The following is a 12,680-nucleotide window of genomic DNA, read 5'->3' as shown; positions in this document are numbered from 1 at the left end:
TCTTTTAATGAGTAAAAAATTAAAAATTTTAATCGCAGACGACGATAAGCAAATAGCTGACTTTATATATAAAAGTTTAAGTAGCCATAATATAGATAGTGATATTGCCAATGATGGTAAAGAAGCTTTATTTTTAATAACCACAAATAACTATGATGTGATAATTCTTGATTGTATGATGCCATATTTAGATGGTATATCTTTACTTAAGATTATTAGAAAGCAAGACATTCAAACACCTGTGATAATTCTAAGTGCTCTTGATGATACAAGCAATAAAATAGAAGGTTTTGAAGCTGGTAGTGATGATTATATAACTAAGCCATTCTCTATAGATGAACTTATTGTAAGAATAAAATCAATTTGTAGAAGACTTTCTATGGCGACTCAACAAGTTACAAAAATAATCTGTCAAGACCTTATCCTTGATGAAATAGCTCATAAAGTAACTAGAGATGGTATCGATATACCTCTTCAAGCTAGAGAATATAAAATATTACACTTATTGCTAAAGCATAAGAATGAAGTTGTTAGTAGAAATATGCTTTTAAAAGAGGTTTGGGATTATAGTTTTGACCCACAAACTAATGTTGTAGAAGTTCATATATCTAGACTTAGGAATAAGCTAAATATAAATGATAAACCTGATTTGATTATAACAGTTAGAGGTTTTGGGTATGTCATCAAAGATAGAGACTAATAATATTCAAAGAAGATATGTTATAAGCTCTAGTTTTAAAATGGCTATGCTATTTACAATCCTTTTAAGTTTTAGTTTAGCATCTTGGGGCTATATTCTTTATGTTTCTTCCTCTGAAATATATTTACACATAATACCTTTATCTATAGCTATATTAAGTACTTTTGCTGTAGTCATAATAAGTTTTTTAATTAGTGTATTCGTAGTAAAAAAAATAAATCAAATTGCTAATACAGCTGTTTCAATAGTAAATACTCAAGATCTAAGTCGTAGGATAGAGGTAAATGTAAAATGGGATGATTTGAGTAACTTAGCTCATGTTTTAAATATTTTATTAGCAAATATCGAGACATTACTTATAGATATAAAAAATGTTTCAGATAGTGTTGCTCATGATCTAAGAACTCCCTTAACAAGGTTAAAAAACCAACTTGAAGATTTAGATAAAACAGATCCTTCAGAAAATACTTATAATGCATTAGCCAACTGTAATCATATATTAGATATATTTAATAGCATTCTAAAAATAAATCATTTAGAGCATGGTAGACAAAAATTAGATAAGCAAAAATTTGATATAGCAAAAGTTATAGATGATGCTATAGAGTTATATCAGCCCATGATGGAAGATAAGAAAATAGCTTTAATAAAAGATATAAAAAGTATAGAAATTAGCATAGATAAAAGCCTTATATTTCAAAGTATTATAAATATCCTAGATAACTCATTAAAATATTCAGATAAACGAACAACAATTTTAATTAATTCATATAAAAAAAATAACTTCTATATATTAGAAATAATAGATGAAGGTATTGGGGTTAAAGAAGAAAATTTAGAAAATATATTTAATCGATTTTTTAGAGAAGAAAATAGTAGATCTACTAAAGGCAATGGATTAGGTTTAGTTCTTGTAAAAAAAGTCATAGAGCTACATGGTGGAAAAATTACTGCTAAAAATAATAATCCGGTAGGTTTAATAATAAAAATTCAGCTTCCTATAAGATAATTACATTAACTTTTTTTAACTATTCTTTTTTGATTATTTTTTTTAACCTTTATAGTAATAAAGACTATTTTGGTTGTTAGTATGAAAAAAGTTGCTGTAATCGGAAGTGGTATATCAGGCTTAGCAGTGAGCTATTTATTAAAAAATGAATATGATGTTACTTTGTATGAAAAAGAAAATTACTATGGTGGACATTCTCGTACAATAACAACTGATGATAATACTGATGTAGATACTGGTTTTATTGTTTTCAATTATGAAACTTATCATCATCTAACTAGATTATTCTCTGAGTTAAATGTATCAATAGAAAAAAGTGATATGTCTTTTGGAGTATCTATAAAAAATGGAAAATTTGAATATGGGTCTAAGAGCTTTAAAAGTATATTTTCACAAAAGTTAAATATCTTAAAACCTAGCTTTATTAAAATGCTTATGGATATTTTAAAATTTAATAAAATATCTATAAATCATTTAGAAAATAATTCCTTAAAAGAAGATGTTACATTAGGTGAGTATCTTGATACTATAAATGTAGGAAGCTGGTTCAGACACTATTATCTTCTTGCTATGGGTGCGGCTATTTGGAGTACTCCTATAAAAAAAATGTATGACTTCCCTGCCCTAACATTTATTAGATTCTTTAATAATCATGGATTACTAAGAACTTCTAAGCCAATTCAGTGGTATACAGTGAATGGTGGTAGCAAGATGTATGTTAAAAAGCTAATAGATTCTCTAAAGCTTTCTAATGTGAAATTTAGGTCTAAGGCAATATCTGTTATAAGAGAAAATGAAGTATCAATTATCGATGAGAGTGGAAATTTAAGTAAATATGATAAAGTTATTTTTGCTTGTCATTCGAATCAAGTATTAGAGATTTTACAAAATCCTACTGAATTAGAAGAGAAATTAATATCTAGTATTAAGTATCAGCAAAACAAAGCTATCTTACATAAAGATATATCATTTATGCCAAAGAAAAAATCAGCATGGTCAAGCTGGGTATATCTCAATGAGGAAATCAAAGATAGCCTAGAAGCTATATCTTTAAGTTATTGGATGAATAATTTACAGCCTTTAAAAACTACAAATAACTATTTTGTTACAATAAATCCTGATAGAAGACCTGATGAAAAATTGATCGTAAATGAACATACTTTTGAGCATCCAGTATTTGATAAAGAAGCAATTTCAGCACAGAAACAATTTGATGATATACAAGGGACTCAAAATACATATTATTGTGGAGCATATCTAAGATATGGCTTTCATGAGGATGGAATATTAAGTGCTGTTAATGTTGCTAAAAAACTAAAGGTTGAAATACCATGGGATTAGGAAAAAGCTATATTTTAGATGCTATAGTTTCACATAAGAGAACTATTCCAAAAACTAACTATTTTAAATATAGAACTTACTATACAGCTCTGAATATGTCTAATTTAGAAAAGTGTAAAAAGGCATTTTTTAGTATTGATAGATTTAATATTTTGAGCTTCTATAACAAAGATCATGGCTATAGGAATACTCAAGAATCTACTATATGGGCAAAAGAGATTTTTGATAAAAATAAAATACAATATACAGACATTACTTTAATAACCATGCCTAGGGTTTTAGGCTATTTATTTAACCCTGTTAGCTTTTGGTTAGCTTTAGATAATAATCATATAATTGGAGTAATTGCGGAAGTAAATAATACATTTAAAGAAACACATAGCTATGTTTGTTATGATATTGACTCACATATAACTAAAGAAAATTGGTTTAAAGCTAATAAGGAGTTTCATGTCTCCCCTTTCTTTGAAAGACAAGGCTACTATAAGTTTAACTTTGATATTAATCTACAGACTAACTCAAAAGTTAGAATAATTATTAATTACTTTAACAATAAGGATCAACTAGAGTTAGCAACTTCAATAGATGGTAAATTAAAAGAGTTTACAAATATAAATCTTATAAAGCAGTTTTTTAAGGTTCCTTTATTAACACTAAAAGTTATAACATTAATACATTATCAAGCGTTAAAGCTATTTATAAAAGGTCTTAAGTACATTCCAAAGCCTCAACAAAAAGAATCTACTATCTCTATAGCGAAGAACATTAACAAAATTTAATGTTTTAGAAATGTTCATGTAATCTTCATATCGTATTATATAGTTAACAAACAAGTTAAATTTGAGTAAGAGCCATGTTTGAGAAACTAGTAAAAAAACAAGCTTTTAAAATTTTAGATAATATTGAATATGGTGAGATATTCTTGACTACTCCAGAAGGAGAAGTAGTACATAAAAAAGGTAAGTACTCTGGAGTGTCAGCAGATATATTACTTAAAGACTGGCGTACTATAGTAAATTTGAAGTTTAAAGCAGATATAGGTTTTGCTGCTGACTATAGAGATGGATATTGGGAAACTTCAAATATCAAGAATTTAGTTCTTTTCTCTTTAGATAATTATGAAGCTTTTGATAGCTATCTGGAGCCATCATTATTAAATAAATGGCTACAAAAACTAAGCTATTTAACTAAGAGAAATTCGATAAAACAAAGCAAAAAGAATATTAGTGAACACTATGATCTAGGTAATGAGTTTTATAAGCTTTGGTTAGATAAGACAATGACATATTCTTCAGCGTTATTCAAAGATCAAGATGAGTCATTAGAACAAGCTCAATCAAATAAGTATAAGAATATTTTAGAAAGATTTGATAAAAAATCAGGAAGTATCATAGAAGTCGGATGTGGTTGGGGTGGCTTTGCTGAAGAGGCTTTAAATTATGGAGATTACTCGCTAAAAGGAATAACTTTATCTGAAGAGCAGCATAAGTATGCAAAGCAAAGACTAGAGGGTAAAAATGCTGAGATAGTTATAGAAGATTATCGAATCCAGAAAGGTAAGTATGACTATATTGTTTCTATAGAAATGATAGAAGCTGTAGGTAGAGAATACTGGTCAACGTATTTTTCAAAGCTAAAAGAATTACTTAAACAAGATGGTAAGATTATTATTCAAAGTATATTGATTGATGACAAACTTTATAAGTCATATGCTTCAGGTACGGATATGATAAGAACCTATATCTTTCCTGGTGGTTTTCTACCATCTATGGAGCAGATAGAAAAAGAGTTAAAAAAAGTTGGCCTAAAATGTACTAATAAACATTTCTTTGCTAAAGATTATGCAAAAACTCTAGATATCTGGCAGGCAACTTTTTCTAACAAGGAGCAAGAGCTTTTAAAATTAGGTTTTGATAAAAGATTCCAAAGAATGTGGGATTTTTATTTACTATCTTGTAGTGCTTCATTTGAAAAAGGTCGTACTAATGTTGTGCAGCTGGAGATAACACATGAATAAATTAGCAACTAGATTATTAATCTTAATGTTTCTCTTTCCTATATGTTCATGGGCACTAGATCTTTCTAGCATAGAGAGACAAAATGATAAGCTCGTAGGCAAAGTCCATTATCAAAAATGGTTCTTTGATGTTTATGATGCTGAGCTTTTTACAACAAATGGTAAATTTGATTGGGATAAACCATTTTTACTAAGAATATCATATCTTAGAAATTTGTCTGGTCAGAGCATTGTCAGTCAGACTATAAAGGAAATAAGTTTACAACACCCTTCTCTTACAAAGACTGAGAAACAAGATTATAGAAAGATATTTTCAGGTATGATTCCCGATGTAAAAAAAGGAGATATATTGTATGGTTATATGTCTGATGAAGGCTATGCATATATTTATTCAGGCAATAATGAATTACTAGGAGAAATAAAAGATAAAAAGCTATCTACCTACTTTTTTGAAATATGGCTAAGTGATGACACATCTAGCCCAGAACATTCTAGGAGGCTAAGAGGATTATGAAAAAACTTATAACAAAATTGGGAGTAATTATTATGGCTATCAGTTTATTTGGATGCTCAACAAATATCCAATCGTATAAAGACATGGGTCCTAAACTAGATCTAAAAGAGTATTTACAAGGACATATTGCTGGAACTGGTATTATTCAAGACTGGAAAGGTAAAGTTGTTAAGCAATTTGAGTTTTCTGGTGATGCTAGCTGGAAGGATAATGAAGGAACCTTTGATGAGCATATGACATATTATGATGGAAGCAAAGATCATAGGATCTGGAAAATCACAAAAATAGATGATAATCACTATGAAGCAACTACTCATGATGTTATAGGCAAAGCGAATATAACACTTGAAGGTAATGCTATGAATTGGCAATATCAGATGAAGGTTCCGGTAAATGGTAAAGAGATTACTATAAACTTTGATGACTGGATGTATCTGATGAATAATGGTGTTCTTATAAATAAAAATACATTTAGGAAATTTGGAATAAAAGTTGGCTCATTAACGCTCTTTATGAAAAAGGAGAATAATCCTAATGCAAAAGCTTAAGAAATATTATCAAAATCAAAGAATTTGGATAATTGGAGCTACTGATGGTATTGGTAAGGCACTTACTTTAAAGCTAGATCAATTAGGTGCTAAGCTTATTCTATCTTCTAGATCTAAAGATAAGTTAGATGCCTTAGCTAAAAGTTTAAATACACAAGCTGAAACTGTAGCTTTTGATGTATCAACGTATGATGAGTTTATAAAAGCTGCTAATGAGGCGTTAGGAAAATCTGTAGATAGAATAATATATCTACCAGCATATTATGAGCCAGCTACTATTGAGAATATAAGCTTAGAGAACTTCCAAAACACAATGAATACAAATCTTAATGCGGTTTTTTATCTTATAGATGCTGTTTTACCGTATTTAAAAAGTAATACAAATTGTCAATTAGCAATCACGGCTAGTGTAGCTGGATATATTGGTTTACCTAAGTCTCAGCCTTATGCAGCATCAAAAGCTGCTGTTATAAACTTAGTAGAATCATTTAAAGCAGAAAATCAAAATTTAAATATAAAGCTAATAAATCCTAGCTTTGTAAAAACAAGACTAACAGATAAGAATGACTTTAAAATGCCTGCTTTAATGACACCAGAATTTGCTGCAGATAAAATTTTAAATGGTTTAGTAAGTTCCAACTTTGAAATTCATTTTACAAAGAAATTTACATTAGTACTTAAGCTAATAAAAATACTACCCTATAAAATTTATTTTAGGCTAGTTAAAAATATAAAATAACACTTATTTTACTATATCAGCCCGTAATGCTACTCCAGACATTATTAAACCATCAGCACAAACATATGTCTCAGTACTTGAGGTTACGTTATGTTTCCAATTAGACTGAATATTTGCTACTACTATTCTAACCAAGTCCCTAGCCTGTTTAGATAGTTTAATTAGATCCGAATAAAATGCCATATTACAAGATTTTGTAACATCTCTAAAAGTACTGTTACTTCTAGGAGAAACTAAAGTATGGGTAATAACTTCAAAGTCTAAAGAGGTAAAACTCACTTTTAATTTTACTATAAAGTTTTTCTATAATCTAAAATGGAACACACTAAAGATAGTATATTTGTTTTACTCCCCTTTTTTAGCCCAGTGTGAAGTTCCTCTTAGATAGACAGGATAAGTTTCATGAGTTAGTTTATTTTCTTTTTTATGTTTATAATATTCACTAATAATATAGTCTGTTAAAAACCTAGTATCTAAATTAAATTCATCTATTTCTGGTTCAAAATTAATTTGAGCTATTTTTTCTCCAACTGTTTGATAACCATCCAGCATATTTGGAGAATATTCATCTAATTTATAAACTTGCTCAGAAACTATCTTATCTTTACTCTTATCATAAAAGCCTAGATAGAAATCTCCCATTTTAGCATCAAGGATTACAGCTACTTTATCATTATCAGTAGTAGTACTTTTCGCGATAGCAAACATGCTTGAAAAACCAATTACAGGAATATCTAAACTTACCGCAAATGCTTGGCATACAGAAGCAGCTAATCTTACTCCAACAAAACTTCCTGGACCAACGCCATAAGCAACGAAACCTATACTTTTTTTATCTATATTAGCTTCTTTAATAACTTCATCTATCATTGGTAATAGATATTTATTATGCTCTCTTGGAATAAATCTTGTTTGTGAAAAAATTTTATTATCCACACTTAATGAAACAGAGCAAAAAGAACTAGAGGTGTCTAAAACTAAAAACTTCATTTATAACCTTTAATTTAGAGTTTGTTTTACTTGATAATTTTTATCTAAAATAACAAATTCAGCATTATACCCTACTTTTATTTGTCCACCTTTTAAATTTAATGATTTTGCTTGGTTTGTACTAGTCATCTTGACAGCATCTAGTAAACTACAGTCTGTAAATTTGATCATATTTTCTAGAGCTTTATTCATAGTTAAAACACTTCCAGCAAGCACTCCATTTTCAAGTCTTGCTTCACCATGTTTGACTATAACCTTTTGACCACCTAGCTCAAATAAACCATCCGCACACCCTTGAGCGGACATAGCATCAGTTATAAGAGCTATGTTATTGGTTCCTTTTATTTCATAAGCAAATTTGACAGTATCTTTATGTAGATGTACACCATCAACTATTAATTCTGCTAAAACTTTTTTAGACATTAAAATTGCTGTAGCTGCTCCTGGGTTTCTATGATCAACACCACTCATAGCATTAAAAAGATGTGTTGCATGAGAGCACCCTCTTTCTATAGCAGCTAGAGCTTGATGAGCTGTACAGGCTGTATGTCCAATTGATGTAATAATTTTTTGCTTATTACAGAAGTCTATTATTTCATTAGTTCCTTTTATTTCTGGGGCAATGGTTATTTTTTTAACCAAATTTCCTGAATTAATATTCCAAGTATTGAGTTTATCTAAATTTGCATCTTGTAAGTAATTTGGATTTTGAGCACCTATTTTTCCTGGAGAGATAAAAGGACCTTCTAAATGAATACCAGCTATTTTAGCGCTATCTTTTATAATTTTTTGATTATAATTTTTGATGGCTAGCATAGAATTCAAAATATCTTCATATGATGCAGTCATCGTTGTCGCTAAATAGCTTGTGACACCATGCTTGTATATTGATTTTGAAATAGTTTCTAAAGACTCAAAAGATCCATCCATAACATCAGCACCATTAGAACCATGAATATGAATATCTATAAATCCTGGTAAAACATAATCGTCACTAGATAATTCAATTACTGGTAAATTATATAAATCTTTTTTTATATCTTCTTGAACTAGTTCGATAACGCCATTTTTTACTAAAATATCTGAATGTTTTATTTCTGTATCAAAGCATACTTTTGCACCTTTAAGGATATAACTTTGCATAAATAAATCTTATATATAAAATATCTTATTAATAAATATATCAGAATTACGGTTTTTATCTACTCATGTTACATTGGTTTCCAGGGCATATGCATAAAGCAACTAAAGAATTTAGAAAAAAAATGCCTCAAATTGATATTGCTATAGAAATAGTTGATGCAAGAATTCCTGAATCTAGCAGTAATAATGTCTTAGAAGATATAGTTGGCGATAAGCCAATTATCAGGATACTTTCAAAAAATGATCTAGCAGATAAGGAAATAACTAAAGAATGGATAAACTACTATAAAGGTAATGCTATAGCAGTAGATACACTTACCGATAAAAATATTGTAAAAAAAATAGTAGCTTTAGCAAAAAAACAACTCCCAAATAGAGGAACTGTTTTAAAACCTATTCGAGCAATTATATTTGGTATTCCAAATGTTGGGAAATCGACTATGATTAATAAACTTGCAGGTAGAAAAGTTGCAAAAACGGGAAATGAGCCTGCAGTAACAAAAATGCAACAAAGGACAGATATTGAAAAAGGATTTATAATATTTGATACTCCAGGAATTATGTTTCCAAGTCCTAAAAGTGAGCAGTCAGGGTATAGAATTGCATGTATTGGTTCTATTCGTGATACTGCAATGGATTATATTTCTACAGCAAATTTCTTAATAAACTTTTTAAATTCTAAGAATATTAGCTTGCTTACTAATAGATATAATATAGTTACTGAGAATAAACATCCTCAATATATTCTAAAAGAAATAGCAAGTTTAAAGACAAATAATAATATTGAACAAGCAGCAAAAACTATTATTCATGATTTTAGAAATGGACATTTTGGAAAGATTTCTTTAGAAGATCCAGCTACTGTTTTAGATGAGAAACAAGCTTTAGAAGATCTTATTAAAAATAAAAATGCTGATAATTCTTAAATGCAGCTGATTACTATTATATAATGTCATAGTGATTGTCTATCAATTTATTTAGTGTAAATCTAGAATATGATTATAAAGAGAAAAAAAGATAAGAATCCTGTTGAGAAAAAAGCAAGAAAGAGCTTAACTAAAAAACAATCAATTATAGTAGGATTAGTTATTTTAATTCTTGGTCTTGGTGGTATGGGAGTTAATCTTTATTTAAGTCATACACATAAGGCTTATTTAGAGGCTTATGCTAAAGCTATAAATGATATCCAAGCTAGGAAAAGTGATGGCTATAATGAGGCTTTTGAGATTTTAAAAGAGTTAGATGAAAATGGTAAAGCTACTACTTCAGATAGATATTATTTAGGTTATGCTTACCAATTTGGTTTAGGTACTAGTATTAATTATAGAGAAGCTTATAAAAATTATAATATAGCTTTGAGTCAAGGATCTGCTAGAGCTGCTTATCAATTAGCTATCTTATATATGAATGGCGATGGGGTAAATAAAGATAATGCTAAAGCTAGAGCATATTTAGTTCAAGCATATAAAAAAGGTTATAAACCTGCTTTAGAGCAATTAGTTAAACTCTTTGATCAAAATCCAGATCTTATTTTTAATACAGATCCAGTTCTATTATATAAGTTGTTTGAATTGTATGAAAAAGGTGAACTTTCATCTGATGACGAAGATGAAATTGATACATTATTAAAAGCAGCAGCAGTACAAGGTTATGAGCCAGCTTTGGTTAAACAAGCTAATAGGTTTAATAATAGTAATGAGTATTCAAAAGCTCTAAATTTATGGAAAGAGCTTGAAAAAAGTAAAGATCCTGAAATTGCAAAAAATGCTAAAGATAATGTTACTCTAATAACAGATAAGTTGTCTGAAGCAAAAGCTACAGATAAGCTTAATGAAGAAGTACAAAATTATAAACAATCTCAAATTGCTGAGAAGATAATAAATGAATCTCAGGTTAGAAAGCAAAATACAGTCAATATAATAAATAATAGTGCTAATAAGAGTTCATTAAATAATGAAGGTTTAATTTATTTTTATTATAGAACTATTAATAAAGAATATTTTAGAGAGTTTATTTCAAAAGCTTTAGACGTTAATAAAGCAGATATTGAATTACTAGATAATAATACTAAGAAAAGCTTAGTAAATATTGATTATTTTAAAGATAACAATACATCAAAATATATAAGTAATTTATTTACTACTTCAAATAAACTTTCATGGGATAGCTTGATAGATTTAAACAAAAGTTTTGATAAAAATAATGATTACTATATTGCAAAGATCAGTTTTATTAATAAGTTTCTAAAAATAAGACAATTTAAAAATCTTTCTAAAAAGAATATAGTAACAGATCAAAAAGATATAGCTTCTGTTGCTACTCCTACTACGACAGTTTCATCTATTCCGATAACTAATAAAATTACTGAAGCTGAAACTACTAAGAAAGTAGAAAAAGAGTTAACAACTGAAGAGAAAATGAAAGCCTTAAAAGAGTCTGCAGTAAAAGATAATTATGTTGATAGAGCAAAATTAGAGAAAGAAGCTGAGAATGGTAAAGTCGAAGCTATATATTATCTAGGTGAATATTTCTATGATATGAAAGAATATCCTGAAGCAATAAAAGAATTTAGAAAAGCAGCTAAATTAGGCTATGGCCGAGCATATTACAAATTAGCTAATATATATTTTGATGAAGATGATGATGGCTTGAAATATAATAAGGAAAAAGCTATTGAGTATTATCAAAAAGCAGCTGCTAATGGTGTGGAGAATGCTAGATATATCCTTATGCTTATTCAATAGTCTTCCAATAAGTATAATTTTATAACCTTTTAACAAAATAAATATATGTCGTCTGATAATCAGCTTGAAGAAAAAACCTTAAAATTAAACTTTGGCATAGCCGTTGTTTATGCTATTTTTAGTATCGTAATAGTTTATTTTGCACAATCATTAACAGTTCTTTTGGATACTGGATATTCTATAATCACAGTACTAATATATGCATTTTCAATTTATGTCATAAAAAAGATCAACCAACCAGCTAATGATAGATATCCTTATGGCTACTATAGATTAGAGCCTGTTTTTATATTGTTTGAATCTGGCTTTGTTCTTTTAATGGCTATAAGTGTAATTTTGATTTCAATCATAAATATGATAACCCATGCAATAAAACCTAATTATAGCTTTGCTTTACTATCTGAAATTGTAGGAACAGTTTTATGTATAGTTATGTTTATATTTGTCTATAAGAAATCTAAGGTAACAGGGTCAAGAATTTTAGCAGCCGATGCTGAACTATGGAAAGCTGATAGCTTGCTTGGAATTGGAGTAACTTTAGCTATTTTTATGGGCTTTATTCTAGAATATTTGGGATATCATAAATTAGCAATATATGTTGACCCTATCATTGCTATTTGTATGGGTATTTTCATAATGAGAAACCCTATTAAGCTAATTATAGAATCCTATTCTCACTTGCTTGATGTAGCCCCGGTAGAAGAATTAGAAACAAAGATTTTTCATTTTGCTGAAGAGATTGCCAAAAAATATTCAATAGCTATTAATCAAGTAAAGGCAACTCAATCAGGACGTTTTATATTTGTGGATATTCATCTGCAATCTGATCAAGTTTTTGAAGGTAAAAAGTTGAGCCAATATAAAACAGAGTTAAAGAAAATTTATAATAAGAACTTTACATATAATGAGTTTAAGGTTTATATTCTTCTATAATT

The 12,680-nt window shown here is 28.6% G+C and carries 14 protein-coding genes; 11 read left to right on the top strand and 3 right to left on the bottom strand.

Annotated elements, in window-relative coordinates; all coding sequences use genetic code 11:
- The first annotated feature begins 7 nt into the window (after positions 1–7).
- The 8 genes from KX01_RS05870 to KX01_RS05835 all read left to right on the top strand — a co-directional run bounded on the left by KX01_RS05870 (position 8) and on the right by KX01_RS05835 (position 6,868).
- The gene (locus KX01_RS05870) at positions 8–700 is read left to right on the top strand and encodes a response regulator transcription factor (protein WP_071664103.1); all 693 of its coding nucleotides are present in this window, start codon (positions 8–10) and stop codon (positions 698–700) included.
- Positions 678–1,709 carry a sensor histidine kinase gene (locus KX01_RS05865; protein ID WP_071664102.1) on the top strand — a complete coding sequence of 344 codons (1,032 nt, stop codon included), beginning with the start codon at positions 678–680 and terminating at the stop codon, positions 1,707–1,709. Before KX01_RS05870 ends, KX01_RS05865 begins: the two co-directional genes overlap by 23 nt.
- An 81-nt stretch (positions 1,710–1,790) precedes the next feature.
- Positions 1,791–3,050, top strand: a complete 1,260-nt coding sequence (locus KX01_RS05860; protein WP_071664101.1) for an NAD(P)/FAD-dependent oxidoreductase — start codon at positions 1,791–1,793, stop codon at positions 3,048–3,050.
- Positions 3,041–3,829, top strand: a complete 789-nt coding sequence (locus KX01_RS05855; protein WP_071664100.1) for a DUF1365 domain-containing protein — start codon at positions 3,041–3,043, stop codon at positions 3,827–3,829. The genes KX01_RS05860 and KX01_RS05855 overlap by 10 nt, the downstream gene beginning before the upstream one ends.
- 74 nt (positions 3,830–3,903) lie before the next feature.
- Positions 3,904–5,067: an SAM-dependent methyltransferase gene (locus tag KX01_RS05850; RefSeq protein ID WP_071664099.1), complete on the top strand. Its 1,164-nt coding sequence runs from the start codon at positions 3,904–3,906 to the stop codon at positions 5,065–5,067.
- The gene (locus KX01_RS05845) at positions 5,060–5,581 is read left to right on the top strand and encodes a chalcone isomerase family protein (protein WP_071664098.1); all 522 of its coding nucleotides are present in this window, start codon (positions 5,060–5,062) and stop codon (positions 5,579–5,581) included. Before KX01_RS05850 ends, KX01_RS05845 begins: the two co-directional genes overlap by 8 nt.
- Positions 5,578–6,129: a DUF3833 domain-containing protein gene (locus tag KX01_RS05840; protein WP_071664097.1), complete on the top strand. Its 552-nt coding sequence runs from the start codon at positions 5,578–5,580 to the stop codon at positions 6,127–6,129. Before KX01_RS05845 ends, KX01_RS05840 begins: the two co-directional genes overlap by 4 nt.
- Positions 6,116–6,868: an SDR family NAD(P)-dependent oxidoreductase gene (locus tag KX01_RS05835; RefSeq protein ID WP_071664096.1), complete on the top strand. Its 753-nt coding sequence runs from the start codon at positions 6,116–6,118 to the stop codon at positions 6,866–6,868. Before KX01_RS05840 ends, KX01_RS05835 begins: the two co-directional genes overlap by 14 nt.
- 3 nt (positions 6,869–6,871) lie before the next feature.
- Here KX01_RS05835 and KX01_RS05830 read toward each other — a convergent pair whose 3' ends face one another.
- The 3 genes from KX01_RS05830 to nagA form a co-directional block, all read right to left on the bottom strand.
- On the bottom strand, positions 6,872–7,147 hold the full coding sequence (locus KX01_RS05830; protein ID WP_071664095.1) for a hypothetical protein: 276 nt from the start codon (positions 7,145–7,147) through the stop codon (positions 6,872–6,874).
- A gap of 66 nt (positions 7,148–7,213) precedes the next feature.
- Complete coding sequence (gene tsaB, locus KX01_RS05825) at positions 7,214–7,858, bottom strand: tRNA (adenosine(37)-N6)-threonylcarbamoyltransferase complex dimerization subunit type 1 TsaB (RefSeq protein ID WP_071664094.1); 645 nt, start codon at positions 7,856–7,858, stop codon at positions 7,214–7,216.
- A 9-nt stretch (positions 7,859–7,867) separates the two neighbouring features.
- Entirely contained in the window at positions 7,868–9,001 is a 1,134-nt protein-coding gene (gene nagA / locus KX01_RS05820) for an N-acetylglucosamine-6-phosphate deacetylase (RefSeq protein ID WP_071664093.1), read from the bottom strand.
- A 65-nt stretch (positions 9,002–9,066) separates the two neighbouring features.
- On the opposite strand from nagA, the gene ylqF reads away from it, so the two are divergent.
- From ylqF to KX01_RS05805, 3 genes are all read left to right on the top strand, one after another.
- Complete coding sequence (gene ylqF / locus KX01_RS05815) at positions 9,067–9,927, top strand: ribosome biogenesis GTPase YlqF (RefSeq protein ID WP_071664092.1); 861 nt, start codon at positions 9,067–9,069, stop codon at positions 9,925–9,927.
- Between the two features lie 69 nt (positions 9,928–9,996).
- On the top strand, positions 9,997–11,745 hold the full coding sequence (locus tag KX01_RS05810; RefSeq protein ID WP_071664091.1) for a tetratricopeptide repeat protein: 1,749 nt from the start codon (positions 9,997–9,999) through the stop codon (positions 11,743–11,745).
- Positions 11,746–11,790: 45 nt separating this feature from the next.
- Positions 11,791–12,678 carry a cation diffusion facilitator family transporter gene (locus KX01_RS05805; RefSeq protein ID WP_071664090.1) on the top strand — a complete coding sequence of 296 codons (888 nt, stop codon included), beginning with the start codon at positions 11,791–11,793 and terminating at the stop codon, positions 12,676–12,678.
- The last annotated feature ends 2 nt before the right edge of the window (positions 12,679–12,680 follow it).

This window comes from Francisella frigiditurris (assembly GCF_001880225.1).
Lineage (GTDB): Bacteria > Pseudomonadota > Gammaproteobacteria > Francisellales > Francisellaceae > Francisella > Francisella frigiditurris.
This window is presented reverse-complemented; position numbering and strand designations above follow the sequence as displayed.

Coding starts and splice junctions, on each gene's coding strand:
- KX01_RS05870 (WP_071664103.1), top strand. CDS start 8: ATGAGTAAAAAATTAAAAATTTTAATCGCAGACGACGATAAGCAAATA.
- KX01_RS05865 (WP_071664102.1), top strand. CDS start 678: ATGTCATCAAAGATAGAGACTAATAATATTCAAAGAAGATATGTTATA.
- KX01_RS05860 (WP_071664101.1), top strand. CDS start 1,791: ATGAAAAAAGTTGCTGTAATCGGAAGTGGTATATCAGGCTTAGCAGTG.
- KX01_RS05855 (WP_071664100.1), top strand. CDS start 3,041: ATGGGATTAGGAAAAAGCTATATTTTAGATGCTATAGTTTCACATAAG.
- KX01_RS05850 (WP_071664099.1), top strand. CDS start 3,904: ATGTTTGAGAAACTAGTAAAAAAACAAGCTTTTAAAATTTTAGATAAT.
- KX01_RS05845 (WP_071664098.1), top strand. CDS start 5,060: ATGAATAAATTAGCAACTAGATTATTAATCTTAATGTTTCTCTTTCCT.
- KX01_RS05840 (WP_071664097.1), top strand. CDS start 5,578: ATGAAAAAACTTATAACAAAATTGGGAGTAATTATTATGGCTATCAGT.
- KX01_RS05835 (WP_071664096.1), top strand. CDS start 6,116: ATGCAAAAGCTTAAGAAATATTATCAAAATCAAAGAATTTGGATAATT.
- tsaB (WP_071664094.1), bottom strand. CDS start 7,858: ATGAAGTTTTTAGTTTTAGACACCTCTAGTTCTTTTTGCTCTGTTTCA.
- nagA (WP_071664093.1), bottom strand. CDS start 9,001: ATGCAAAGTTATATCCTTAAAGGTGCAAAAGTATGCTTTGATACAGAA.
- ylqF (WP_071664092.1), top strand. CDS start 9,067: ATGTTACATTGGTTTCCAGGGCATATGCATAAAGCAACTAAAGAATTT.
- KX01_RS05810 (WP_071664091.1), top strand. CDS start 9,997: ATGATTATAAAGAGAAAAAAAGATAAGAATCCTGTTGAGAAAAAAGCA.
- KX01_RS05805 (WP_071664090.1), top strand. CDS start 11,791: ATGTCGTCTGATAATCAGCTTGAAGAAAAAACCTTAAAATTAAACTTT.